Genomic DNA, 24,019 nt, shown 5'->3' with positions numbered 1-24,019 from the left:
AGGGCGAACTCCGCTCCACCGGAGCTCCACCACTTCGAGTAGGCGGCGCTCCGGTGCACGCGGAGGTGGTACCCCGCCAGGAAACCGGCGTGCACCCGGTCGACCTGGTCGGCGACGGCCGAGTTCTCCGGCCACACCAGGACGAGCCTGCGGTGCAGGGGGTTGCCGACGAGCGGTTTGACGACGATCCCGGCCTCGTCCCGCACGGCCGGGTGCACGCCGGTGACGGTGTTCTCCGACCGCACGAGTTCGAGCGCCGTGTCGAGGTCGACCCCGAAGTGCTCGAACCTCGGGGTGAACCCCGCGGCCTCGCACGTGAGCTGGAACGTCGACCGCGGGCCGCCGACGGACTCCTCCGGCATGGTCCACCGCTCGTCCGAGAGGTCGGCCAGGTCGAGCACCGGACGTTCGGCGAGGCGGTGGTCCGCGGGCAGCGCGACGAAGACGGGTTCGGTCAGCAGGGGTCTCCGGTGCACGCCGAACGGGACCCGCGGCGGCGTGCGGGCGAACTCGGCCAGGACGGCGAGGTCGAGCTTCTCGGTGCGCACGTGGTCGAGGACGGCCTCGCCGGTGCGCTCCATCTGCGTCGTGATCTCCTGCTCCGGCAGCACTTGGCGCACCGCCGACACCAGGTGCGGGATCAGGGTGCCGGTGACGCCGCCCAGCTGCACGGACGCGGGGTGCGCCCGGTCGGCGATCTTGCGGGCGGTCGTGCACAGGTCGTCGAACTTCTCCACGATCTCCTGCGCGCGCAGGACCACGTGCTCGCCGAGTTCGGTCAGCGCGATCCCGTGCGGGGCCCGCACGAACAGCTGCCCCCCGAACGTCCGCTCGATCCGCCGGATCTGAGCCGTGAGACCGGGTTGTGCGATCTTCAAGTCGGTGGCCGCTCGCCTGATGCTGCCCGCCGCTGCGACGGCGAGCACGACGTGGAGGTGACGAAGTTCTACTCGCACCGGACACACCTTATTGCAGAAGCGTGGCACCGACTGCTGCGAACGGATTTCCAAATTGGTCCGATAAGGCGCTTCAGTTCGGTATGAGGGGTATAACTCCCGAGTTATCGCTTCCTGATACTGCCCGCCCCTTCCGTTTTCTGGTCTGCTGAATCGACCGAATTGAAGGAGCGGCTCAACCGTGTCTGACACCCGAAAAGCGCTGCGGCTGAGGCGATTATCACGGCCGCACGATGGAAAGTACCTCTTCGTCCCGCTCGACCACAGCGTTTCGGACGGACCCGTCGTTCCCAACCACCGTTGGGGCGGGCTCATCACCGCCGTGGTGGCCGGTGGGGCCGACGCGATCGTGGTCCACAAGGGCCGGGTCCGCCTGATCGACCCGGCCGTGCTCGGCGACTGCGCGCTGGTGGTCCACCTCAGCGCCGGGACCGCCCACGCCGCCGACACCAACGCCAAGGTGCTCGTCGGCGACGTGGAGGAGGCGCTGCGGCTGGGCGCCGACGCGGTCAGCGTCCACGTCAACATCGGCTCGGACACCGAGGAGCGGCAGCTCGCCGACCTCGGCGTCGTCGCGTCGGCGTGCGACGCGTGGAACGTCCCGCTGATCGCGATGGCCTACGCCCGCGGCCCTCGGATCGCCGATCCGCACGACCCGGTGCTGCTGTCGCACGTCGTCAACATCGCCGCCGACCTCGGCGCGGACATCGTCAAGACCTCCATGGCGCTGCCGATCAGCCGCATGGCCGACGTGACCGCGCACTGCCCGATCCCCGTGCTCGCCGCGGGCGGGCCCGTGGACCACGTCGACCCGCTCGGGTACGCCGCCGCGGCGATGCGCGCCGGGTGCGCCGGTCTCGCGATCGGCCGCCGCGTCTTCACCGACCCGGCTCCCCGCAGCCTCGTCGCGGGCCTCTCGTCCGCTGTCCACCAGGGCGCCCGCCGGGGCGCCCACGCCGATCACCCCATCACGACCACGACAGGTGCCGCGTGAAATTCGCTTGGATCGATGTCCGCCAAGTACCCGAACACCAGCTCGAAGGAGTCGTCGACGCCGCCGTGCACGCCCGTGCGCGCGCGGTCGTCGCGGCCGACCCGGCCGTGCTCGCGACACTCCCGCCGACCGTGAAGCGAGTCCTCCTGCTCCCGGACGGCACCCCGCCGCCCGAGGGGGAGCACGGCGTCGACGTGGTGGCGCAGGTCGTGCACGACGAGGACGGCGTGCACGCGCTGCGCGGCACGGGCCGGGCCGCGTTCGTGGAGGTGCGGGACGACCGCACGCTCCGGCTCGCCTGCCTCGCCGCCGTGGAGCTGCCGCACACCGTGGTCAGCTTCACCGACCCCACGAAGATCCCCCTCGAAATCGTGATCGCGGCGGCGGACCGCGCGAGCGGCGAGCTGATCTGCGTGTGCGCCGACGTGGAGGAGGCCGGGATCGTCCTCGGCGTCCTGGAGCACGGCTCGGACGGCGTCATGCTGGCCCCGCGCGGCGCCGACGACGTGTTCGCGGTCGTGCGGCTCCTGGAGGCCGCCACACCCCCGCTCCAGCTCACCACCCTCACCGTGGAATCCGTGGCGCACAGCGGACTCGGCGACCGCGTGTGCGTCGACACGTGCACGCACTTCGAGGAGGACGAGGGCATCCTCGTCGGCTCCTTCTCCACCGGGTTCGTCCTGTGCTGCAGCGAGACCCACCCGCTGCCCTACATGCCGACCCGGCCCTTCCGGGTCAACGCGGGCGCGCTGCACTCCTACGTGCTCGGCGCGGACAACCGCACCAACTACCTGAGCGAACTCCGGTCCGGCGGGTCCGTGCTCGCGGTCAACGCCGAGGGCCGGACGCGCAAGGTCGTGGTGGGCAGGGCGAAGCTGGAGACCCGGCCGCTGCTCACCATCACCGCCCACTCGCCGGAGGGCGTCGCGGTGACCCTCATCGTGCAGGACGACTGGCACGTGCGGGTCCTCGGACCCGGCGGCAAGGTCCGCAACGTCACGGAACTCCAGCGGGGCGACGAGCTGCTCGGCTACGTGGCGACCGACCAGCGGCACGTGGGCTACCCCATCGGCGAGTTCTGCAGGGAGAGCTGATGACGCTCCGCATCGAGGACCTGATCGCCGACCTGCTGGCGAAGGGCGCCGACGACGCCCCGTTCCTGACCCACCGCGACTCCGTCACCCGAGGGGGGCTGCGGGCCGCGGTCGCGGCCGACGCGCGCGGGTTCGCCGCGGCGGGCGTGCGGCGCGGCAGCACCGTGGTGCTCCAGTCGCCCGCGAGCTTCACCCAGGTCCAGGCGCTGCTGGCGCTCTGGTCGCTGGGCGCGCAGGTGATGCTGGTCGAACCGAGGCTCGCCCCGGTCGAGCTGGAGGCGCTGCGGGCGCGGTGCCGCGGCCAGTTCGTGGTGCGCGCGGGTGACGTCGGGCGGACGCCCGTGCGGTTCCGCGAGCGCTTCGAGCTGGTCACCGAGGCGCACGCCGACGGCGTGCCCGCGTCGACCGACCACTGCCTGGTGCAGTTCAGCTCCGGCTCCACCGGCGTGCCCAAGGTCATCGCCCGCACCGCGGGGTCGCTGCGGACGGAGGTGGAGGTGTTCAACCGGCTGCCGAACATGCCGGTGGCGGGGGAGGGGGTGCTGCTGCTCAGCTCCACGTCGCACAGCTTCGGCCTGGCGTTCGGCATCCTGCGGTCGCTGGACGCAGGCGTGACCCTCGTGTTCTCCACCCAGGAGTCCGGGCGGGACATCGCCGAGACCGCCGCGGAGCACGCCGTCGTGGGGATCACCGGCCTGCCGCACCACTACGCGGCGCTCAACCAGGTCGAGGACCCGCCCGCGCTGCCCGCGCTGCGCTGGGTGCTCTCCGGCGGCGAGCTGATCCCGCGGGAGGTCGAGGAGCGCTTCGCCGCCCTGTACGGCCTGCCGATCGGCCAGGGCTACGGCACCACGGAGACCGGCATCCTCACGATGGACGTCACCGGCCTCACCCGGCCGACCGTCGGCCCGGTGTGCGACGGCATCCGGCTGCGGGTGCGCGACGGGCAGGTGGAGGTCGGGATGGACGCCTCGCCCTACCTCATCCAGCCGGAGGGGGCCAACTACTCGAACGGCTGGTGGCGCACCAGCGACCGGGGCGAGCTGACCGACGACGGGCTGCTCACCCTGCACGGACGCGCGGACTCGCTGGTCATCTTCGGCGGCAACAACATCGACCTGCTGGAGATCGAGGACGTGCTGCGCACCCACCCCCTGGTGGACGAGGCGATCGTGGTGTTCGACGGCGCGGTCGAGGCGTACGTGGCGACGACGTCGGACGAGCTGGACGAGGCCACCGTCGTCGGCTGGTGCGCGGCGCGGCTGGCGGACTTCAAGCAGCCGAGCGCGGTGCGGGTGCTGCGCAAGCTGCCCAGGACGCCGAACGGGAAGCTGGTCCGGGACCGGTCGGTGCTGGCCGGGTCGCCGTAGGTCCGGCGACCTCGGCCCCTCGACGCGGGGCACCCCTTCCGGCCGCCGGTCGTGGCGCTCGTGCCTCGACCACCGCTCACCCGGCGTGGGCGGTGGTCGAGGCGTGCGCGATCCGGTGCAGCCTCGCGGTGTCGACCTCGGCGGTCGGCACGCCGAACCGCTCGGCCAGCACGGCGGCGTACTCGGTGTGGGTGTCCAGGGCCGTCTCGACCCGGCCCGCGGGTCCGTCCGACGTCAGGCGGGTGCCGACCAGCGTCAGCACGTGGTCGTCGTGCGGTCGCTGCGCCATCACCAGCCGCACGAACGGCGACTCCGGCGCCGTCGTCTGGAACCGGTGCAGCGGCTGGAACGAGGCCAGGTCGACGGGCTCCTCGCGCAGCCGGTAGCCGGGCAGCCGCCCGTGCCGGTGCATCCCGATCCACCAGTCGTCGTCGGGGGCGACCTCGAAGTCGAACCCGCCGCGGTCGTGGCGGCCCGCGCGCAGGGGCAGCGGGTCGAGGAAACCCTGGCCCATCCCCACGTCGGCGACCCACGTGCCACCGCCGACGCGCACCAGCAGCGCCAGGTGGTTGCCCCAGTGCGGGTCGGCCTCGTCGCGGTCGCAGATCGCCGCGCACGCGAGCGTCACGTCGAACCCCAGGGCCCCCAGCAGCTCGGCGAACGCGGTGTTCAGCTCGTAGCAGTAGCCGCCGCGGCGGCGCACGACCACCTTGTCCAGGATCGTGGCGCGGTCCAGCGGCACGACGGCGTCCAGGTGCACGTCGAAGTTCTCGAACGGCACGGTCGCCAGGTGCGCCCGGTGCAGTGCCCCCAGCACCTCCGCGCTCGGCGCCACGTCGCCGCGGTACCCGATCCGGTCCAGGTAGGCGTCGGCGAGCGGTCCCATGCGCGGCAGTCTAGGAGTGGATCACCCCGGCCAGTCCGACAGCCGGGCCAGTTCGGTCGACCACGCGGGTTCGCCCGCGTCGGCCAGGCTCGGTTCGGTGCCCAGCGGCATCACGTCCTGGGTGTGGCGGAGGAAGTCCTCGACCCACGTCACCGACAGCCGCAGGGTGATCCGCAGCGTCCGCGAGTCCAGCTCGACGCTGGTCACCAGGCCGTGGCGCACGCGCACGTCCCCGATCCCGCCGCCCTCGGCGAGCAGTTCGCGGGAGAACGTCCAGCTCGTGATCTCGTCGTCGTGCAGCAGCAGCACGACGGCGAACGGGTCGGTGGTCGACCAGCTCAGCGACACGGGCGTGCCGGTCCGGTTGCGGCGCCAGCCGTCGCGCGACACCACGACGGTCCTGGTGCTGCTGCCGACCACCGTGTGCGTGGTGTCGACGCCGAAGCACGACAACCACTGCTGGTCGTCGCCTTCGCGGTGCTGGTAGGAGTGGGGTCCGCGGTTCATCGGTCGGGTCCTTCCAGGCGGCGGGCCTTTCCCGTGAGGAGGCCCGGCGCGGGCCCTGGATGCGTTTCGTGATCGAACCGCGACCAAAGCCCGTGAGTCCTCTGTGGACGGTGAAAACCGGGGGACCGGCGCCTGCTCCGCTGCTACGGTCCGGCCGGAGCCCCGAGACCTGGAGGTGCCCGATGTCGCGGTGCTACCTGACCACCGCCGTCGCCCACCGCGGCGAGCGGCCCGACCTCGGGTACGCGCTGGAGGTCGTGCGGGCCGACGTGCTCGCCAGGCACCGCAGGCTGCTCGGCGACCGGGTGCGGTTCCTGACCGGCGCGGCGTCCGACGCGTTCGCCGAGCTGCGGGAGCCGCTGGCCCTGTCCTACACCGAGTTCGCGGGCCCCGGCCGCGACGGCAGGCACTCCGCCGGGGTCGAGCGGCTCTGGCTGGCGTGCGCCGAGGCCGGTGACCTCCACGTCGAGGCGGGGACCTGGTACTTCCGGCTGTCCCGCCACGTCGACCGGCTCCGCGACCTGATCGGCGGCGGCAAGGTCGGGGTCGAACCGGCCGTCCACCGCGACGAGGTGCTCGACCTGCTCGGTCGGGGGCTCCCGGACGTCGCGGCCTCCGGGCCCGGCACCATCCCGGTGCCGGGCGACCCCGGCCGGTTCGTCGCCCCGTGGTGGGACGAGGTCGCCACGTACGTGACCAGCCTCGGCCACGGCGTCGACGGCCCGAACGTGCGGCGCTGGTGGACCGGCGGCGACCGCCGCGCGCACGTGGTGGCCCACCGCCTGCTGCGCTCGCACGCCGTGCACTGGCCCGCGGTGCTGCTGTCCGCCGGCCTGCCGCTGCCCACCGACGTCCTGGTGCTCGACGACGTCGAGAGCCGGGAGGACGAGTCCGCCTGGCCCGGTGACCTGGCCCGGCGGTACGGCTCGGACGCGGTGCGGTGGTGGCTGCTGCGCGACGCGCCCCGCACGACGGCCTCCGCCGCGTCGCGGGTCGTCTCGCGGGGCAACGGCGACCTGCTGAAGGGCCTGGCGGACCTGGTCGACCAGGTCACCGTGATGGTCCACCGCTACCGCGTCGGGAAGCCGCCGGTCGCCACCGGGCCCGTCGAGGGCGCCGAGGCGCTGGACGCGGTGTGCCGCGAGGCCCCCGAACGGGTGCGCGACGCGCTCGCCTCGGTCGACTTCGAGCGGGCGACCACGGCCGTGTGGCGGATCGTGGAGGAGGCGCGGGCGTTCGCCCGCCTCGCCCGCCCGTGGGACCTGGCCCGCGCCGACCGCGGCGGCGACGCCGCGGCGGGCAGGAGGCTCGACGTCGTGCTCGCGGCCCAGCTGTCGGCCTGCCGCGTGCTGGCCCGCGAGCTGACTCCGTTCGTGCCCGCCCTGGCCACGCGGATCGCCCAGCAGTGCATCACGCTGACCGGTGCGCTGCCGCCGCACCAGGACCTGCTGCGGCGGCTCTGACCGGTCAGGAGGCCATCAGGTCGCGCACCATCGGCGCGACCTTCGTCCCGTACAGCTCGATGTTGCGCAGCACCGCACCGGCCGGGAGGCCCGCGATGCCGTACTTGAGGTCGAAGCGGGTCGCGCCGAGCGTCCGCAGCGTGGCGGCGATCTTGCGGGCGACGGTCTCGGGCGAGCCGACGTACCAGGAGCCGTTCTCGGAGACCTCCTGCTCGAACACCTCCCTGCTGGGCGGCCGGAACCCGCGCTGCCGCGACATCCGCGTGAGCACCTCCAGGTAGTGCGGGAACAGCTGCTCCCGCGCGGCGGCGTCGGTGTCGGCGACGTGGCCGGGCGAGTGCACGCCGATCGGCCTCGCCTGCCGGTCCAGCCGCCGCTGGGCCTCGCGGAACAGGTCGGCGAACGGCCGGAACCGCGCCGCCGGGCCGCCGATGACCGCGAGCATCAGCGACATCCCGTGCCGCGCCGTGCGCAGCACCGACTCAGGGCTGCCGCCCACGCCGATCCACGTCGGGATCGGGCCGGACTCGGTGCGCGGCACGACCCGCTGCCCGGTCAGCGGCGGCCGGGTCCGGCCGGACCAGTGCACCGGCTCCTCCTCCAGCAGCCGGGCGAACAGGTCCACCTTCTCCTCGAACAGCTCGTCGTAGTCGGCGAGGTCGTAGCCGAACAGCGGGAACGACTCGGTGCTCGACCCGCGTCCCAGGACCACCTCCGCGCGGCCGTCGGAGAGCGCGTGCAGCGTCGAGCACCGCTGGAACACCCGCACCGGGTCGTCGGAGCTGAGCACCGTGACCGCGGAGCCGAGGTGGATCCGGGAGGTGCGGGCCGCGACGGCGGCCAGCACGAGGTCCGGCGCCGACAGGGGCATCTCCTCCGTGTGGTGCTCGCCGATGCCGAAGAAGTCGAGTCCGACCTGGTCGGCGAGCACACCGTGGTCGACCAGGCCTCGGTGGGTCTCGGCGTGGGACATCGGCGCTCCCGCGTCGTCGGTGAGGACGTCGCCGAAGGTGTCCAGACCGAGCGTGGTGCCGCTCGAATACGTCGTCATGCCCCGATGTTGAACCGGGTGCGGGTGCCCGCGCCCCACCACCTCGTGGGTACCCACGACAGGGGAGGGCACGGGCCGGGACGGGGAAGGACGATGGGGGCATGAGCGAGCAGTTGGGCGAGTTCCTGCGGTCCAGGCGGGCGGCGCTGTCGCCCGCGGAGACCGGTGTGCCGACCTACGGCACGCCGCGCCGGGTGCCGGGGCTCAGGCGCGAGGAGGTCGCGCGGCTCGCGGGCGTGAGCGTGAACTACTACACCCGCATCGAGCAGGGCGAGAGCCACCAGATGTCCGACTCCGTCATGGAGGCCCTCGCGAACGCGCTGCGCCTGGACGAGGGCGAGCGGCTGCACCTGCTGCGCCTGGCGTGGCCCGCGCAGGTCACCCGCCGCGAGACCGGGCCCGAGGTGGTGCGGGACCCGGTGCTGGCGCTGGCCGAGGGCACCACCGAGCAGGCCGTGATCATCGTCGGCCGCCGCACCGACCTGCTCGGCGGCAACCGGCTGGGGTTCGCGCTGCTCGGGCTCAGGCCCGACGAGCGACCGAACCTGGCGAGGCAGGTGTTCCTGGAGCCCGCGATGCGGGACCTGGTCGTGAACTGGGAGGCCGAGGCCCGCAACGCGGCGTCGTACCTGCGGATGGCGTCGAGCGACCAGCCCGACGACCGGCTGCTGGCCGAGCTGATCGGCGACCTGAGCATCAGGAGCGCGGAGTTCGCCCGGATCTGGGCGACGCACCCGGTGGCGGAGTGCCTGCACTCGGTGCGCCAGTACGACCACCCGCTCGTGGGGCGGATGACGTTGAACGAGGAGAGCCTCCGGTTGCCCGACGACCCCGGCCAGCGGGTCATCTTCAGCGGTGCCGCGCCGGGGTCCGACTCGGCGGAGCGCCTGCGGCTGCTGGACTCGCTGGTGTCCTGAGACCGGGGAGGCCGCGCCTCCCCGGCCCTCGTCAGGTCAGCCGTTCGGGTTGAACGGGATGCTCGCGGGCTTGGCCTTCGACAGCTCCCCCGAGAACGAGCCCTCGCGGAGGCCGAACTGGGCCGAGCCGAAGTCGGCCGACGTCAGCCGGTCCCGCAGGCCCGCGGGGTAGCCGTCCCAGCCGACCAGCGGCGGGTACTGCCACGTGCCCTTGTGGTTCTCCGGCTGCTCGCCGAAGCCCGCGAGCCGGAAGCAGTGCGTGGACAGGCCGTCCTTGTGGTAGACCACCTTGGGGTGGTTGCCCGTCTCGTCCCACGCCACCTGGTTGCGGGCGTAGGTGTTGTACTTGCCGTGCGCGGAGGTCGAGACGAACTGCGCGGTGCCGTTCTGCACCCAGACCACGACGTGCTCCCAGTCGTGCCGGTGCCCGCCGAGTCCCGAGCCCGCGACGGCCTGGTCCTTCTCGAAGTACAGGCCGTAGATGTAGCCGCACCACCCGTTGTTGCACTTCACCCGCGAGTACGCGTTGGTGTTGTCCAGGTCCCACGAGTCGTGGCAGCTGCCGTTGACCGCGCCGGTGGTCTTGAGGCCGGGGGCGATGGTGCCGTCCCGGCCGATGGCGGGGGTGGGGTAGCAGCCGTCGCCGTCGTAGTCGAAGGCGGGCTCGTAGGTGCGGTCCTCCCAGGGGGCTGACCAGTCGAGCGCCTGCGGCGGGTCCGCGAGCGCGACCCCCGCGCTCGCGAACAGCACCGCCGCCACGGTGCCCAGGACGAACGACACCCTCCCGGCCCGCCGCCGTACCGGTGGACGCTCCGACGTCCGTGAACTCACTGCTCGCATGGTGCTCCTCGTCCAAACGACCCGCGACCACCGCGGCGGCTCGGTGTGCGCTACCGGTGTGAGGCCCGTCACCAGGGCCAAACATGAAGAAGTGTTGCGAATATGAGATCGAAGTCAAGTGGCGGTGGGTGGGACGTCCGATGAATGCGCGGGACGCGGCAGGAGAACAGTGATCACACCCGGCGGGCACCCCGGAGCCGGGCGCCGCGCCGGTGAGACCTCGGAGGCGTGCTCAGGTGCGCGCCTCCGCGACCGCGGCCGGTCGCGTCGCCCTCGCGGGCAGCAGCAGGACCGCGCCCGCGACCGCGAACGACGACAGGGCCACGGCGTTCAGCACCTGGTCGATCGGCTGGTACATGCCCAGGTGCTGGAGGTGGTAGGCGAGGTGCAGGACGTTGAACACGGTCCACCCGACGCCCGCCACGCGGACGGTGAACGTGTCGGTCGCGCGCCACGCGGCGGCGAGGCTCAGTCCCAGCAGCCCGAGGTACATCGCGCCGACGTCCTTGACCAGGTGCTCGCTGTACGGGCCGAGCACCGGCAGCCACCGCCTGCCGAAGCCGGGGAAGGTCGAGTACCAGTGCACGGGGGCGAGGTAGGCCCACGAGCCGACGACGGCGGCCGTGAGCGCGAGGAGGAGCAGGACGATCCGTCGAGCGTTGGTGGTCATGTCATCCGGACGGCGCGCGGCCCTCGGGTGTGACGGGCCCGGTAACGGACGGGATTGGTGGCGATACCCAGCGTTTCCGCAGATCAGCGGGATTGTGATCAACGGTAACGGGCTGGACACCAAACCTTGACACTGTCGTGTGGCGCTGCGCACACTCCCTGTCTGGGAGCGCTCCCAGTTCCCCCTGCCCCCAGCCAGAGGAGTCGACACGTGCCCCACCGTGCCCACAGACGGGTCACGGCGCTGACCTGCGCCGCGCTGCTCTCCCTCACCGCCGCGTGCGGGGGTGAGGACGCCTCGACCGCTGTCGACGACGTCGAACTGACCATCGCGACGTTCAACGAGTTCGGCTACGAGGACCTGATCAAGCAGTACCAGGACACCCACCCCCACGTGCGGATCACGCACCGCAAGACCGGCAAGGCCGACGACCACCACCAGACCCTGTTCACCAAGCTGGCGGCCGGGTCCGGGCTGGCCGACGTCGAAGCCGTCGAAGAGGGCTGGATCAACCAGGTCATGGCCAAGTCCGACCAGTTCAACGACCTGAACCAGATCGGGCCGCCCGACGTCACGGCCGAACGCTGGCTCCAGTGGAAGTCCGACACCGCCAGCAACCGCGACGGCGAGCTGATCGGCTACGGGACCGACATCGGACCGATGGCGATGTGCTACCGCCGCGACCTGTTCGAGGACGTCGGCCTGCCGTCGGACCCCGAGGCCGTCGGCGAGCTGTTCGCCACCTGGGAGAGCTACTTCGCCACGGGCGCCCAGTTCGTCGCGAAGTCCGACAAGGCCTGGTTCGACAGCGCCTCCCAGGTGTTCAACGCGATGGTCAACCAGAACAAGGTCGGCTACTACGACCTGGACGACAACCTGGTCGTGGAGACCAACGAGGCCGTGAAGAAGGACTGGGACCAGGTGACCGCCGCGGTCGAGGGCGGCCAGTCCGCCAAGCTCGTGGCGTTCGGCAACGAGTGGAACACCGCGTTCAAGACCGCCGCCTTCGCCACGAAGACCTGCCCGTCGTGGATGCTCGGCGTCATCGAGGCCCAGTCCGGCCCCGAGAACGAGGACAAGTGGGCCGTCACGGCCTCGTTCCCCGGAGGCGCGGGCAACTGGGGCGGCTCGTTCCTGACCGTGCCGAAGCAGGGCAAGCACCCGAAGGAGGCCGCGGAGCTGGCCGCGTGGCTGACCGCGCCGGAGCAGCAGATCAAGGCGTTCACCGCCAAGGGCGCCTTCCCGAGCCAGAACGAGGCGCTGCTCTCACCCGCGCTGCTCAACCAGACCAACCCGTACTTCGGCAACGCGAAGGTCGGCGCGCTGTTCGCGGAGCAGGCCAACAAGGTCTCCACCGCGCAGCACAAGGGTCCCGCCGCGGGCCAGATCCAGGACAAGGTGTTCGCCGACGCCCTCCAGGCCGTGGAGAACGGCACCGAGGTCGACGAGGCGTGGCGCCAGGCCGTGGAGGGCGCGACGAAGCTCGCCAAGTAGCGCCCGCTCAGCTGAAGACCTTGGTCAGCTCGACGCGGGAGCGGATGCCGAGCTTGGTGAAGATGTTGCGGAGGTGGTGCTCCACGGTGCGCTGGCTGAGGAACAGCCTCGCGGCGGCCTCGCGGTTGGTCGCGCCCTCGGCCACCAGCCTGGCGATCTGCGACTGCTGGGGCGTCAGCTCGGCGGCCCGCCCCGCCTTCGGCTCGGTGCTGGGCTCACCCGCGAGGCGCAGCTCCGCGCGGGCCCGGTCCGACCAGTAGTCGGCCTCGTGGTGCTCGAAGTGGCGCACGGCGTCGCGGAGCAGTTCCCGCGCCCGCTTGGGCTTGCGGTTGCGGCGCAGCCGGGTCGCGTGGAACAGCTCGGTCTTGGCCAGCTCCATCGTCGTACCGCTGACCTGGTGCAGGTGGATCGCCTCGTCGAAGTGCTCGTCGGCCTCCCCTCCGGTGGAGACCAGCGCGTGGCAGCGGTGGGCGAGCGCCAGCCTGCCGGGGCTGCCGGTGCTGTGCGCCCAGTCGTCGAAGCGGCGCAGCGCGCGGTCGGCGGTGGACGGGCGACCGCACGCCACGGCGGCCTCCACCAGGTGCGGCGCGGCCATCGCCTTGATGCCCGCGTGCACGCCGCCCGCGGCGATCGGGGGGATGCGGCGCAGCGCGTCGGACGGCCGGTCGCGGGCCAGGTCGACGCACACGTTCGCCCAGGCGCCGATCGTGCCGCACCGCCCGAGGCCGCGCTGGTCGATCTGCTCGCCCGCCGTGTCGATCCGGTGCGCGGCGGTGTCCGCGTCGCCGCGCAGCGCGGCCAGCAGCGCGAGGACGGCCAGGTGGTCGACCACCGCGTTGTGCTGGCCCGCCGCCGTGGCGGCGTGCACGCCCTCGAACGCGGACGTGTGGGCGGCGGCGTGCTGGTCCACCATCAGCGCGGACAGGGCGCGGCACGTCAGCGCCCACGGCACGAGCGTGGTCAGGCCGCTCTCCCGCGCGGCGGTCACCCCGCGCCCCGCCAGCTCGTGGGCCTTGGCGGCGTCGCCCAGGATGTAGGCGGCGTGACCGCCCCAGACCTTCGACTGCGGGGCCGGGTCGAGGTCGGCCAGCGCGACCACGGACCGCAGCGCGGGCAACGCCTCGGCGTGCCTGCCCGCGTAGCTCGCGGCGGTGCCCGTCAGGTGGTCCAGCGTCAGCGCCGTCCCCGGCGGGTCGTCGGCCGACCGCAGCGAGGCGGCGAAGTCGGCCACCTGACCGTGCAGGCGGTGGTCGCCCGCGATGGCCGCCGCCTCGCCCGCGAACCCGAGCGCGGTGATGGCGAGCGCCCTGCGGCTGCCGAGCAGCTCACCCGCCGCCCCCATGAGCCTGCGCGCGGCCGTGTCGGGCAGGCCGTTGCCCAGGTCGAGGCCACCGCGCACGACGTCGGCCAGCGCCCGCAGCTCGACCCGGTCCGACAGGGGCGTGGCCTCGCGCAGCAGCGCTCGGGCCCGGTGGGGCACCCCGCGCTTCCAGTGGTCGGCCGCCGACGCCACCAGCCTGCGCGCCCGCTCGTCGGACCCCGTGGTCAGCACGGCGGCGCGGCCGTGGTCGCGGGCCGCCGCGGCGTAGTCGCCCCGGCCGCGGGCCAGCGCCGCCGCGTGCGCCAGGGCGTCCGCCTGCGCGTCCCGCGCGCCGGGTGCCAGCGCGGCCTCGTGCCACGTGCGGCGCGGACCCGGTGGCAGGACCTCCGCCAGCGCGGCGTGGGCGGCGTAGCGGGACGACAGGGTCAGTTCCGTGCGCAGGGTCTCCCGGACCAGCGGCCTGGGGTCCATCAGCGCGGCGGCCTCCTCGACGGCGGCGACACCGAGGTCCGGCAGACGCACGAGCGTGTCGACGTCGACGTCGCCGTCCACGACCACCATCGCGAGGGCCCGGTGCGCGGCGGGGGAGAGCGCCTCCAGCCGGGCCCGCAGCCGCCTGCGCAGCGAGCTGTCGCCCGGCAGGCCTGCGGGAGCGGGCGCGGCGCCGCCGAGCTGCTCGCTGGTCAGCGAACGGGACAGCTCCACCAGCGCCAGCGGGTTGCCGCACGCGGTGTGCGCCAGGTCGTCGGCCAGGTCCGGTGACAGGCCGGGCCGCAGGTCCCGCAGCACCCGGATGCTCGTGGCGTGGTCCAGCGGCTCCAGTTCCACGCACGGCAGCCCGTGCGTCGACCCCTCGGTCGCGATCAGCACGGCCACCGGCTCGGCCTCGACGGCGGCCACCAGGTCGAGCAGGTGCGCCGCGTCCAGCAGGTGCGCGTCGTCCACGCACAGCAGCACCCGCCGGTCGCCGTCGGCGTCGAAGTCGGCGCCCGCCTGTCGCGCGGCCCGCAGCAGGGACGTCTTGCCGGAGCCTGCCTCGCCCCGCAGCACCAGCGCACCGCCGCGGCCCGCACGGGCGCGATCGAGCACCGCGTCCACGGCGACGCGCTGCCGGTCACGTCCAAGCAGCATGGTCCCAGTTCTGCCACATCCCGGCGGCCGTGGGAACCGCCGCGAGTCGGGTGTTCCCACCGATGCCCCGGCGCGCGGGGGTTGCGGTCGGGGTTGCGGTGGACCGGCACATCCGCCGATGCGCGCGGGCGCGGCGCTGCCGTTAGGTCAGCGGTGTTCATCCCCTGCGTGAACGAGGAGCTTCCCTGTGCGACTCCGCAACCTGATCCCCGCGCTGGCCGTGCTGCTGGCAGGCGTCACAGCCGTGCCCGCGACGGCCGCCGCGAACCCCTACGAACGCGGACCGGCCCCCACCACCGCCAGCGTCGAGGCGGCGCGCGGCCCGTACGCCGTCACGACGACCACCGTCTCGCGGTCCTCGGTCTCCGGCTTCGGCGGCGGCACGATCTACTACCCGACCAGCACCGCCGACGGCACGTTCGGCGGCATCGCCATCTCGCCCGGCTTCACCGCCTCCCAGTCCAGCGTGAGCTGGCTGGGTCCGCGCCTGGCGTCCCAGGGCTTCGTCGTGTTCACCATCGACACCAGTTCGACGCTGGACCAGCCCGACAGCCGCGGCGCGCAGCTCCTGGCGGCGCTCGACTACCTCACCGGTTCCAGCGCGGCCCGCACCCGCGTCGACGGCACCCGCCTGGGTGTCATGGGCCACTCGATGGGCGGTGGCGGTTCCCTGGCCGCGTCCCGCACCCGACCGGCGTTGCAGGCGGCCATCCCGCTGGCCCCGTGGCACACGACCAAGAGCTGGACCACGGTCCGCGTCCCGACGATGGTGATCGGCGCGGAGAACGACACCACCGCCCCGGTCGCCCAGCACGCCGAGCCGTTCTACACCAGCCTCAGCTCGGCCCCGGACAAGGCGTACCTGGAGCTGAACAACGCGAGCCACGGCGCGCCCACCAGCGCCAACGTCACGGTCGCGAAGTACAGCATCTCCTGGCTCAAGCGCTTCATCGACAACGACACCCGCTACGAGCAGTTCCTCTGCCCCGGACCGTCCAGCGGGACCCTGGTGCAGGAATACCGCAACACCTGCCCCAACTCCTGACCCGCCGCTCCCTGCCCGGCGCCGCGACGATCCCTCAGTCGTCGCGGCGTTCGGCGTGTCCATCCGCGGAGGACCCCAAGACTGGACTTGCCGGTCCATTTTTTGCGGGGCACCGTGGGTTCCACAACCCAGGAAGGTGGAACGCACGGTGGATCTGCGGATGACGGGCAAGCGGGCGCTGGTGACCGGGTCGAGCTCCGGACTCGGTTCGGCCATCGCGAAGGCACTGGCGGCGGAGGGCGCCGAGGTGGTGGTGCACGGGCGGGACGCGGCGCGCGCCGCCGCCGTGGTGGAGGAGATCGAGGCCGACGGCGGGACGGCGACCACCGCGATCGGCGACGTCGGGACCGACGCCGGGGCCGACGAGGTCGCGCGGGCGGCTGGCCGGATCGACGTCCTGGTCAACAACGTCGGCGTCTTCGACATGTCGAAGAGCTGGACGACCGCGACGTCCGCCGACTGGGCGGACATCTACAACACCAACGTGATCTCCAGCGTGCGGATGGTCCAGCGGCTGGTGCCGTCCATGCGCGAGCGCCGGTGGGGGAGGGTGGTCCAGATCGGCAGCGTGATGTCGGTGATGCCGCTGGCCGTGCAGCCGCACTACAACGCGACCAACGCGGCGCGGGACAACCTGTCCCTGTCGCTCGCCCGTGACCTGCGCGAGTCCGGGGTGACCTCGAACGTGGTCGCGCCCGGCGGCATCCTCACCCCCGCGTCGAGGACGCGGCTCACCGAGGTCGGCCGCGCCCGTGGCCTGACCGGCACGTGGGAGGAGATGGAGTCCGAGGTCGTGCGGGCGGTGGCGCCCAACGACATCGGCCGGATCGCGCGGCCGGAGGAGATCGCCTCGGCCGTGGCGTACCTGGCCAGCCCGGTGGCGGACTTCCTGACCGGGATCACGCTGCGGTTCGACGGGAACTGGTACTCGGCGGCGGCGTGACCGCTCAGGCGGCGCGCATCCGCTCGATGGCCTCGTCCAGCGCCGCCTCCAGGTGGGAGCTGTCGCCGGTCGCCATCAGGATCGTCACGCCGCCCTGCAACGCCGACAGGAGGGCGGGGGCGGCGCGGTCGACCTCGAACGACGGCGACAGCTCGCCCGAGGCCTGCATCGCGCGCATCCCCGCCGCGAGCTGGTCGCCCCAGCGGCCCAGCAGCAGCCGCAGGACCGCCTTGGCCGCCGGGGTGCCGTGCCCGAGCTGGAGGTACAGGGCGCTCAGGGCGCAGCCGTCGCGCTCGGAGCGGTAGCGGTCGACCACGGTCGCGCGCCACTCGTGCCAGGCGGCCCACGTCGTGAGGTGAGAGAGGCAGAACGTGCCGTCCTCCACGGCGCGCTCGGCCTCCAGCTCGGCCACGGCGAGCAGCAGCTGCTCCTTGCCGTCGGGGAAGTAGTGGAAGAGCTGGCTCTTGCTGGTGCCGGTGCGGAGCCGGACGTCGTCCAGCGTCGTGGTCACGACGTTGCCGGTGCGGAACAGCTCCGCCGCGCCCTCGACGATGCGCGCCCTGGTCGCCGCGCCCTTGGCCGTCAACGTCCTGGTCATGATCCCGACGCTAACCACCGGTCACCGGACTGACAACTCCAGTGCGGTGAGGAGCACCACGTGGACCGCCGTGCCGCCCAGGACGCTGAGCACCGCGTTGCGCCGCCACAGGTGCAGGCCGGCGGTCACCGCGAGCCCGACGACGACCGCCGGCGCGGAGGACTGGTGCGTGTCGCGCAGGGTGTGGACGGCGAGCACCAGCATCGCGCCCGCGGGCATCCGCGGGCCGAGGTAGGCGAGGACCGCGGAGTCGCGCAGCGGCACGAGGACCGCGAACGGCAGCGCGCGCAGCAGCCACGTGACCGCGGCGCTGACGCCGACGGCGGCCCAGACGTAGGCGTGGTCAGGCATCGGCGCGCCTCCTGGTCGACGCCGCTCGCCGCACGAGCAGGCCCGCGGTGAACAGCGCCATCGCCACGAGCGGCATCCGCTCGGGGAACAGCAGCAGCGCGCCGACGGCGCTCAGCGCGGCGGTGACCGCCGTCGGCACGTCCCGCCGGGTGTGGTGGGCGTCCAGGGCCAGCACGACGAACAGCGCGGTCAGGGTGAACTCCAGGCCCGCGACGGAGGAGGGGACCAGTGGGCCCGGCAGCGCGCCCGCGGTCGCGCCGCCGACCCAGCAGAGCTGGCAGAAGCCTTGCAGCCACAGGATTCGCGCGCCCGTCCACTCGTGCGGCGGTGCGGCCGTGACGAGTGCGAACGCCTCGTCGGTCAGGCCGAACGTGCCGAGCGCCTTGCCCGCCGCGCCCCGGATCCGGTGCAGCGGGAAGGAGACGGCGTAGAAGACGTGCCGCAGGTTGACCAGGAAGGCGGTCACCGCGACGGTCGCCAGCGGGGCGGCGGCGACCACCATGCCGACGAGCAGGAACTCCAGCGAGCCCGCGTAGACGAGCGAGGTGAACGCGGTGGCCCACCACCACTCCAGTCCGGAGTGGACGACCAGGACGCCGAGCGTCGCGCCGAGGGCGAGGAAGGCGACGCTCACGGACCGGGTGTCGCGGAGCGCTCGGCGGGCCAGGGGTGCGATGCGGGACATGGGGAAACCATATTTCGAAACGGACGTGATGTGGTGTCGTCTTCTGCCCGTAGACTGGCCTTGTGAGCAACAAACTGTCACTGGACTCGGTCGATCGGGAAATATTGTTCCACCTGAGCCAGGACGGTCGTCTGACCAACGTCGAACTGGCCAGGCGGATCGGGCTGACGCCACCGCCGTGCCTGCGGCGGGTGAAGCGGTTGGAGGACGCCGGGATCATCACCGGCTACCGGGCGCGCGTGGACCTCGCGGCGACCGGTCGGGGGTTCGAGGTCGTCGTGACCGCCGAGATCCGGGTGAACGACCGCGCGACGGTGGACGAGCTGGAGGCGCTGCTGCGCTCCTACGAGGAGGTCGTCGAGTGCCGGAGGCTCTTCGGCAGGCCCGACTACCTGATGCGGGTGCTCGTGGAGGACGCGCAGGCGTACGAGAAGTTCTTGGTGGAGAAGGTGATGAGCCTCCCGGCGATGGCCCGCGTCGACTCGCACCTCACGATGCGCGAGGTCAAGTCCGCAGACTAGGGCCTGCATCGAAGTCGGCTGAGGTGACGTCGATCGAGGTTGGCGCTGTTCAGCGTGTTGGTGATCGAAGATGAGCGAGGTCTCCGGCGATCGGTTCGTCGACCATGAAGAACCTGAACACCGGAGACCTCGTGAACGTCCTGGCGGTGGCGGGGCGGTTCGACCTGACCGACGCGCGATGGGCGACGCCGCAACCGTTGCTGCCCACGCCGTCCCGGTCCGGTCCTCGTGGAGCACGCGGCAGTTGATCGACGGGATCCGCCGGCGAGTAGGCGTCGGTGCGCGGTCAGCGTGGTGGCAGCCCGCAGTTCGTCCCGGTGTCGCGCGGGATCCGGGTGCCTCGGGTGGCCGGTGGTCGGCCCGGACGACAAGGCGTACACGTCCAAGGCCAACCGGGAGCATCTGCGTCGTCGCGGGATCAAGACGACCATCCCGAGCGAGGCCGACCAGGACGCGCATCGCAAGGCCAAGGGGTGCGAGGGCCTTGCTCCCCGAGGACTGCGAACAACGTCACGCGGTGGAGTGTGACCACCGTGCACGTCGCCGCGGTCAACGAGTGGCTCTGATCGACTTCGGTGCACGCCCTGGACGTTGTGACCGCACCGGCGCGGAGGGCTACTCCGATTCCGCCAAGTCGTCGACCTCGGTCACCTCGTGGCCCTCGAAGACGACCAGGACGCCCAGTTCGGTGAGGCCGGGCTCGGCGCACTCGGCGAAGCGGAGCACCCAGTCCTGTCCGGTGTGGAAGGTGAACTCCGGCTCGTCGGCCGACTCGGCCACGGCGGCGCCCAGCGCGTCCGCCACGGCGGCGCGGGCGACGGCCAGGAGGCGTTCGCGGTCGGCCAGCACGCCGGTGATGAAGGCGGGGTCCAGGTCGTCCACTGTGGACGGCTCCTCGACCAGGACGGCCACCGTCTCGCCGCCGCTCGTCGTCGTCCAGCACGTCACGCCGTCCGGCGCGCCGTCGACCGGCGCCAGCTCGCCCAGACCGGGCAGGGAGAACGTCATGCCGCCCAGCCTACGGTGGACGCGCGGCCGGGCCCGGCGGAGGCCCGCCCGCGCCGCGGGACGGTCAGCGGGAGGAGCTGACCCGGCGCCGCAGGAACCCGGTCCCGGCGGCGACCAGCGCACCGCCGCCGACGGTCCCCAGCAGGACCAGCACGCCGCCGACCGCCCACAGGCCGGAGTCGTCCTGGGCCGCCGCGTGCAGGCTCCAGGCGACGGTGAACGGCACGGCGACCGAGACGACGGCCAGCCACGGCGGGGCGACGACCGCCCCCGCGGCGACCAGTCCGATGAGGACGAGGCAGCACGCGATGACCTGTGGCGCCTCGTAGGGGCCGGTGGTGGAGCCGGTCACGGGGTCGACGTCGCGGGTGCCGTCCGTGCCGAGGAAGGCCCACCACGTGCCGACGGAGAGCACGCCGAGACCGAGTGCGAAGAGGAGCGACCTGGCAGGTGTCCGTTCGGTACTCATGCCTTCACTGTGCGCCACCTCGGCGTCACCCGCCAGAGCAGGACTACTCAGCCGGGTGAAGCGGGTGGACCAGTCCGGGCGACCGAACGGCCGCCGCGCCACCGGGGCCGGTCGGCCACGGCGAGGATCCGCCCGCGAATGTTGTTTGAAGCCGGTGTGCGGAGGGCACTCCTCCACCAAGCAGGACCTGAGCGGCGGCGGAACCCGTTGCCGCCGTCGGATGAAGGAGAACTACCGTGGGTGTGTTGGGCTGGATCGTCCTGGGTCTCATCGCCGGAGCCATCGCGAAGGCGATCATGCCGGGCAAGGACCCCGGCGGCATCATCGTCACGATGCTGATCGGCATCGTCGGTGCGATCCTCGGCGGCTTCGTCGGCCGGGCGCTGTTCAACAGCGACATCAACAGCTTCTTCGACCTGAGCACCTGGCTGCTCGCCATCCTCGGCTCGCTCATCCTGCTCGGCATCTACCGATTGGTGACGGGCAGGCGCGCGCACGCCTAGACCACCGAGGTGTGCGGAACGAACCCCGGCGACCCACCCCCCTGTCGCCGGGGTTCGTCATGTCCTGGGGACTTCTCGGTGGACCACGGCGGAGCGGTGACGGCATGAACGGAAGCGGGAGATCCCCCGAGGGCGACGTCAAGGACGTCGTGCCCCGGATCCTGCGGGTGACCGCGGCGATCGGCTGGCGGTTCCTCGTCGTGGTGGCCGCGCTCTACGTGGTCGGCACCGTGACCGGGTACCTCGCGGGGATCGTGGTGCCGGTGGCCATCGCGCTGCTGCTGGCCGCGCTGCTGGCGCCCGGCGTGGACCTGTTCACCGGGCTCGGCGTGCCGAGGGGCATCTCGACCGCGCTGGTCCTGATCGGCGGCCTGGTGATCCTCGGCGGGGTGCTGACGTTCGTCGTCGTCACCTTCGTCAACGGCGTCCCCGGTCTGGTCTCGCAGCTGTCGCAGAGCGTCGACACGGCGACGAGGTGGCTGACCGAGGGGCCGCTGCACCTGAGCGACAGCCAGATCCGCGAGGCGTCCTCCCGGTTCATGGCGACGCTGACGGAGAACCAGGCCGACATCACCACGGGAGCGCTGACCACGGCCGCCACGGTCGGCGAGATCCTCACCCAGGCGCTGCTGGTGCTGTTCACCCTCATCTTCTTCCTCTACGACGGCCCGCGCATCTGGCAGTTCCTCATCCGCGCCGCCCCGGACCGCGTGCGCACCAGGGTGGACGTGGCGGGCAGGCGCGGGCTGGCGGCGCTGGTGAGCTACGTGCGCGCCACGTCCGCGGTCGCGGTCGTGGACGCCGTGGGCATCGGCATCGGGCTCGCGGTGCTCGGCGTCCCGCTCGCGATCCCCCTGGCGGCGCTGGTGTTCCTCGGCGCCTTCATCCCGATCATCGGAGCCGTCGTCGCGGGCAGCATCGCGATCCTCATCGCGCTGGTCGCGAACGGTGTGGTCGCGGGGCTCGTGGTGGCGGGCATCGTGATCGCCGTGATGCAGCTCGAGAGCCACGTGCTGCAACCGCTCCTGCTCGGCCGCGCGGTGAAGCTGCACCCGCTGGCGGTCGTGCTGGCCATCGCGGGCGGCCTGCTCGTCGGCGGCATCGCGGGCGCGCTGCTGTCCGTCCCGCTGCTGGCGGTGCTGAACTCCGGGATCCGGTCGCTGCTCAGCGAGGCCGACGAGCACGTGGACCCGGCGGACGTGCACGCGAGCGAGCCGGAGGAGTCCGCCCCGGACGAACCCGGTCTGGACACCGAGGCGGGCCGGGCGCCGTGACGGTCCGCCCCGCGCCTGTCGTGAACGGCGGGTGAGCGGGGTACCCGTCGTGTCACGGACCGGGCGGCCGTCCGGTCGTAGTGCCACGGGACGCGGACCGCGCCCACGAACGAGGGGAACCGCATGTCGAAGACCTCGCTGACCTCGCTGGCCCACCAGCAGTTGGAGATCGCCCGCGACGCGTCGAGCGGGCGCAGCGCGCACACCGTGAACGGCGGGCACGAGCACGCGCTGCGCCAGACCGTGATCGCGCTGCTCGGCGGCCAGCACCTGCACGACCACGAGAGCGGCGGTGAGGCCACCCTCCAGGTCCTCCAGGGGCACGTGCGCCTGGTGGCGGGGCCCGACTCGTGGGACGGCTCACCGGGGGACCTGCTCGCGGTCCCGGACCGGATGCACCGCGTGGAAGCCGTCGCGGACTCCGTCGTGCTGCTCACCGTGGCCATCGGGGTCCGCGTCTGAGCCACCCGCTTGACACCTCCGGCTAATACCATTAGCTTTCGGGCTACAGGCATTAGCTAGCGGAGGAGATGGCCATGACCGAGTTCCTGGAGCACGACGGCGGACGGCTCGCCTACGACGTGGTCGGCGAGGGGCCGCTGGTCGTGCTGGCGCACGGCATGGGCGACAACCGGGCCGTCTACCGCGAGGTGGCCGCGCTGCTGGCGGACGCGGGGTACCGCGTCGCGACCGTCGACCAGCGCGGCCACGGCGAGTCGAGCGCCGACTGGGCGTCCTACACCCGCACCGACTCCGCGGGCGACCTGCTCGCCGTCGTCCGCCACCTCGGCGGCCCGGCCGTGCTCGTCGGCCACTCGTTCACCGGCGGCTCCGTCACCATCGCCGCCGCCCAGGAGCCGGGGTCGGTCACCGCCGTCGTCGAGATCGCCCCGTTCACCCGTGCGCAGAAGGTCGCCGTCGGTGGGCTGCTCTCCAACGCCCGCTACCGCAAGGGGATGCTGCTGCTCATGGGAGCCGGGGTGTTCCGCAGCGTCGGCCTGTGGAAGCGCTACCTCGACCACGCCTACCCCGGCGCCAAGCCCGCGGGCTTCGCCGGGCACCTCGCCGCGCTCGACGCCGACCTGCGCAGGCCGGGCCGCATGGCCGTGCTGGGCCGGATGGCCATGTCCGCCCCCACCGACGCGGGCGCCCGGCTCGGCGACGTCCGGTGCCCCGTGCTGGTCCTGGAGGGCTCGCTGGACCCCGACTGGGTCGACCCCCGCGCCGAGGGCGAGGGCGTCGTGGCGGAGATGCCGTCCGGACTGGGCCGGGTCGAGGTGGTCGAGGGGGCGGGCCACTACCCGCACGCGCAGTTCCCGGACAGGGTCGCCGGGTCGGTCCTGGAGTTCCTGAAGGCGCACGCCCGTGGCTAGGGCGGCGCTGTCCGCGGACGCCGTGGTCGACGTCGCGCTGCGCCTGGTCGACGAGGAGGGGCCCGCCGCCCTGACCCTCGCCGCCGTGGCGTCCCGCGCGGGGGTGGCCACGCCGTCGCTCTACAAGCACGTCCGCAACCTGGCGGAGCTGCGCGCGCTCGTGTCGGTGCGGGTGATGGACGAGCTGGCCGAGCGGACCGGCCGGGCGGTGCTCGGCCGCTCCGCCGACGAGGCGATCCGCGCGCTCATGCTGGCCTGGCGCGCCTACGTGGTGGCCCACCCGCACCGCTACTCCGCGGTCGTCCAGGCGGCCGAACCGATGGTGGCGCAGGCCGGGGACAGGCTGGTCGCCATCGTGCTGGCCGCCCTGCGCGCGTACGGCCTGGAGGACTCCGACGCGATCCACGCGGCCCGCTGCCTGCGCGCGGCAGCCCACGGCTTCGCGGTGCTGGAGGCGGAGAACGGCTTCCAGCTGCCGGAGGAGCTGGACGAGAGCTACGACCTGCTGATCCGCATGGTGATCGCCGGGCTGCGCACGTGAGCCCGCAGGCGCGG

Annotated in this window: 26 protein-coding genes; 14 read left to right on the top strand and 12 right to left on the bottom strand. The window is 72.8% G+C overall.

The window, feature by feature from the left end:
• The coding region (locus tag AC156L_RS28935) for a LysR family transcriptional regulator (protein WP_330876713.1) at positions 1-956 on the bottom strand (956 nt) is incomplete at its 3' end.
• A 181-nt stretch (positions 957-1,137) separates the two neighbouring features.
• Here AC156L_RS28935 and AC156L_RS28930 point away from each other — a divergent pair.
• From AC156L_RS28930 to AC156L_RS28920, 3 genes are read left to right on the top strand one after another with little or no spacing between them, the layout of a single operon-like run.
• The gene (locus AC156L_RS28930) at positions 1,138-1,950 is read left to right on the top strand and encodes a 2-amino-3,7-dideoxy-D-threo-hept-6-ulosonate synthase (protein WP_330876712.1); all 813 of its coding nucleotides are present in this window, start codon (positions 1,138-1,140) and stop codon (positions 1,948-1,950) included.
• A complete protein-coding gene (locus AC156L_RS28925) occupies positions 1,947-3,044 on the top strand; it encodes a 3-dehydroquinate synthase II (RefSeq protein ID WP_330876711.1) in 1,098 nt (365 codons plus the stop codon). Before AC156L_RS28930 ends, AC156L_RS28925 begins: the two co-directional genes overlap by 4 nt.
• Positions 3,044-4,414 (top strand): class I adenylate-forming enzyme family protein, encoded by a 1,371-nt coding sequence (locus AC156L_RS28920; protein WP_330876710.1) that lies wholly within the window; start codon positions 3,044-3,046, stop codon positions 4,412-4,414. Before AC156L_RS28925 ends, AC156L_RS28920 begins: the two co-directional genes overlap by 1 nt.
• Before the next feature lie 76 nt (positions 4,415-4,490).
• Here the strand turns inward: AC156L_RS28920 and AC156L_RS28915 are convergent, their stop codons facing one another.
• On the bottom strand, positions 4,491-5,300 hold the full coding sequence (locus tag AC156L_RS28915) for an arylamine N-acetyltransferase family protein (RefSeq protein ID WP_330876709.1): 810 nt from the start codon (positions 5,298-5,300) through the stop codon (positions 4,491-4,493).
• Between the two features lie 21 nt (positions 5,301-5,321).
• Positions 5,322-5,807, bottom strand: coding sequence for an SsgA family sporulation/cell division regulator (locus AC156L_RS28910; RefSeq protein WP_330876708.1), 486 nt, complete (start codon positions 5,805-5,807; stop codon positions 5,322-5,324).
• 182 nt (positions 5,808-5,989) lie between these two features.
• Between AC156L_RS28910 and AC156L_RS28905 the strand changes: the two genes are divergently transcribed.
• Positions 5,990-7,270, top strand: a complete 1,281-nt coding sequence (locus AC156L_RS28905; RefSeq protein ID WP_484407434.1) for a class I tRNA ligase family protein — start codon at positions 5,990-5,992, stop codon at positions 7,268-7,270.
• Positions 7,271-7,274: 4 nt separating this feature from the next.
• Here AC156L_RS28905 and AC156L_RS28900 read toward each other — a convergent pair whose 3' ends face one another.
• Positions 7,275-8,321, bottom strand: a complete 1,047-nt coding sequence (locus tag AC156L_RS28900; protein WP_330876706.1) for an LLM class flavin-dependent oxidoreductase — start codon at positions 8,319-8,321, stop codon at positions 7,275-7,277.
• A gap of 101 nt (positions 8,322-8,422) precedes the next feature.
• Here AC156L_RS28900 and AC156L_RS28895 point away from each other — a divergent pair, with 101 nt between their 5' ends.
• The gene (locus AC156L_RS28895; protein ID WP_330876705.1) at positions 8,423-9,238 is read left to right on the top strand and encodes a helix-turn-helix transcriptional regulator; all 816 of its coding nucleotides are present in this window, start codon (positions 8,423-8,425) and stop codon (positions 9,236-9,238) included.
• A gap of 36 nt (positions 9,239-9,274) precedes the next feature.
• Here AC156L_RS28895 and AC156L_RS28890 read toward each other — a convergent pair whose 3' ends face one another.
• Positions 9,275-10,069, bottom strand: coding sequence for an NPP1 family protein (locus AC156L_RS28890; protein WP_414719906.1), 795 nt, complete (start codon positions 10,067-10,069; stop codon positions 9,275-9,277).
• Between the two features lie 241 nt (positions 10,070-10,310).
• Positions 10,311-10,748, bottom strand: a complete 438-nt coding sequence (locus AC156L_RS28885; RefSeq protein ID WP_330876704.1) for a hypothetical protein — start codon at positions 10,746-10,748, stop codon at positions 10,311-10,313.
• 243 nt (positions 10,749-10,991) lie between these two features.
• Between AC156L_RS28885 and AC156L_RS28880 the strand changes: the two genes are divergently transcribed.
• Entirely contained in the window at positions 10,992-12,242 is a 1,251-nt protein-coding gene (locus AC156L_RS28880) for an ABC transporter substrate-binding protein (protein ID WP_414719908.1), read from the top strand.
• A gap of 7 nt (positions 12,243-12,249) precedes the next feature.
• On the opposite strand, the gene AC156L_RS28875 is transcribed toward AC156L_RS28880, so the two are convergent.
• Positions 12,250-14,694 carry a LuxR family transcriptional regulator gene (locus AC156L_RS28875; protein WP_330876703.1) on the bottom strand — a complete coding sequence of 815 codons (2,445 nt, stop codon included), beginning with the start codon at positions 14,692-14,694 and terminating at the stop codon, positions 12,250-12,252.
• Between the two features lie 187 nt (positions 14,695-14,881).
• Between AC156L_RS28875 and AC156L_RS28870 the strand changes: the two genes are divergently transcribed.
• Positions 14,882-15,739 carry a poly(ethylene terephthalate) hydrolase family protein gene (locus AC156L_RS28870; RefSeq protein ID WP_330876702.1) on the top strand — a complete coding sequence of 286 codons (858 nt, stop codon included), beginning with the start codon at positions 14,882-14,884 and terminating at the stop codon, positions 15,737-15,739.
• 160 nt (positions 15,740-15,899) lie between these two features.
• A complete protein-coding gene (locus tag AC156L_RS28865; RefSeq protein ID WP_484407432.1) occupies positions 15,900-16,682 on the top strand; it encodes an SDR family NAD(P)-dependent oxidoreductase in 783 nt (260 codons plus the stop codon).
• Positions 16,683-16,686: 4 nt separating this feature from the next.
• Here the strand turns inward: AC156L_RS28865 and AC156L_RS28860 are convergent, their stop codons facing one another.
• Genes AC156L_RS28860 through AC156L_RS28850 form a run of 3 tightly spaced genes read right to left on the bottom strand, consistent with a single transcriptional unit; the run spans position 16,687 to position 18,316 of the window.
• Positions 16,687-17,280, bottom strand: a complete 594-nt coding sequence (locus AC156L_RS28860) for a TetR/AcrR family transcriptional regulator (RefSeq protein WP_330876700.1) — start codon at positions 17,278-17,280, stop codon at positions 16,687-16,689.
• Between the two features lie 21 nt (positions 17,281-17,301).
• The gene (locus AC156L_RS28855) at positions 17,302-17,631 is read right to left on the bottom strand and encodes a branched-chain amino acid transporter permease (RefSeq protein ID WP_330876699.1); all 330 of its coding nucleotides are present in this window, start codon (positions 17,629-17,631) and stop codon (positions 17,302-17,304) included.
• Positions 17,624-18,316: an AzlC family ABC transporter permease gene (locus tag AC156L_RS28850; RefSeq protein ID WP_330876698.1), complete on the bottom strand. Its 693-nt coding sequence runs from the start codon at positions 18,314-18,316 to the stop codon at positions 17,624-17,626. The genes AC156L_RS28855 and AC156L_RS28850 overlap by 8 nt, the downstream gene beginning before the upstream one ends.
• Positions 18,317-18,378: 62 nt before the next feature.
• Between AC156L_RS28850 and AC156L_RS28845 the strand changes: the two genes are divergently transcribed.
• Positions 18,379-18,837, top strand: coding sequence for an Lrp/AsnC family transcriptional regulator (locus tag AC156L_RS28845; protein ID WP_330876697.1), 459 nt, complete (start codon positions 18,379-18,381; stop codon positions 18,835-18,837).
• A 615-nt stretch (positions 18,838-19,452) separates the two neighbouring features.
• On the opposite strand, the gene AC156L_RS28840 is transcribed toward AC156L_RS28845, so the two are convergent.
• Together AC156L_RS28840 and AC156L_RS28835 are read right to left on the bottom strand one after the other, a co-directional pair.
• Positions 19,453-19,845, bottom strand: a complete 393-nt coding sequence (locus AC156L_RS28840; RefSeq protein WP_330876696.1) for a hypothetical protein — start codon at positions 19,843-19,845, stop codon at positions 19,453-19,455.
• A 64-nt stretch (positions 19,846-19,909) separates the two neighbouring features.
• On the bottom strand, positions 19,910-20,314 hold the full coding sequence (locus AC156L_RS28835; RefSeq protein ID WP_330876695.1) for a hypothetical protein: 405 nt from the start codon (positions 20,312-20,314) through the stop codon (positions 19,910-19,912).
• Positions 20,315-20,550: 236 nt separating this feature from the next.
• Between AC156L_RS28835 and AC156L_RS28830 the strand changes: the two genes are divergently transcribed.
• The 5 genes from AC156L_RS28830 to AC156L_RS28810 all read left to right on the top strand — a co-directional run bounded on the left by AC156L_RS28830 (position 20,551) and on the right by AC156L_RS28810 (position 24,005).
• Positions 20,551-20,817 (top strand): GlsB/YeaQ/YmgE family stress response membrane protein, encoded by a 267-nt coding sequence (locus AC156L_RS28830; RefSeq protein ID WP_330876694.1) that lies wholly within the window; start codon positions 20,551-20,553, stop codon positions 20,815-20,817.
• Between the two features lie 104 nt (positions 20,818-20,921).
• Positions 20,922-22,091: an AI-2E family transporter gene (locus tag AC156L_RS28825; RefSeq protein WP_330876693.1), complete on the top strand. Its 1,170-nt coding sequence runs from the start codon at positions 20,922-20,924 to the stop codon at positions 22,089-22,091.
• Between the two features lie 123 nt (positions 22,092-22,214).
• Positions 22,215-22,553: a cupin domain-containing protein gene (locus AC156L_RS28820; RefSeq protein WP_330876692.1), complete on the top strand. Its 339-nt coding sequence runs from the start codon at positions 22,215-22,217 to the stop codon at positions 22,551-22,553.
• A gap of 74 nt (positions 22,554-22,627) precedes the next feature.
• Entirely contained in the window at positions 22,628-23,464 is an 837-nt protein-coding gene (locus AC156L_RS28815) for an alpha/beta fold hydrolase (RefSeq protein ID WP_330876691.1), read from the top strand.
• The gene (locus AC156L_RS28810; RefSeq protein WP_330876690.1) at positions 23,457-24,005 is read left to right on the top strand and encodes a TetR/AcrR family transcriptional regulator; all 549 of its coding nucleotides are present in this window, start codon (positions 23,457-23,459) and stop codon (positions 24,003-24,005) included. The genes AC156L_RS28815 and AC156L_RS28810 overlap by 8 nt, the downstream gene beginning before the upstream one ends.
• Positions 24,006-24,019: the final 14 nt, after the last annotated feature.

Source organism: Umezawaea sp. (assembly GCF_057122925.1).
The sequence above is the reverse complement of the archived record's forward strand: the minus strand, read 5'-3'. Positions and strand labels throughout refer to the sequence as shown.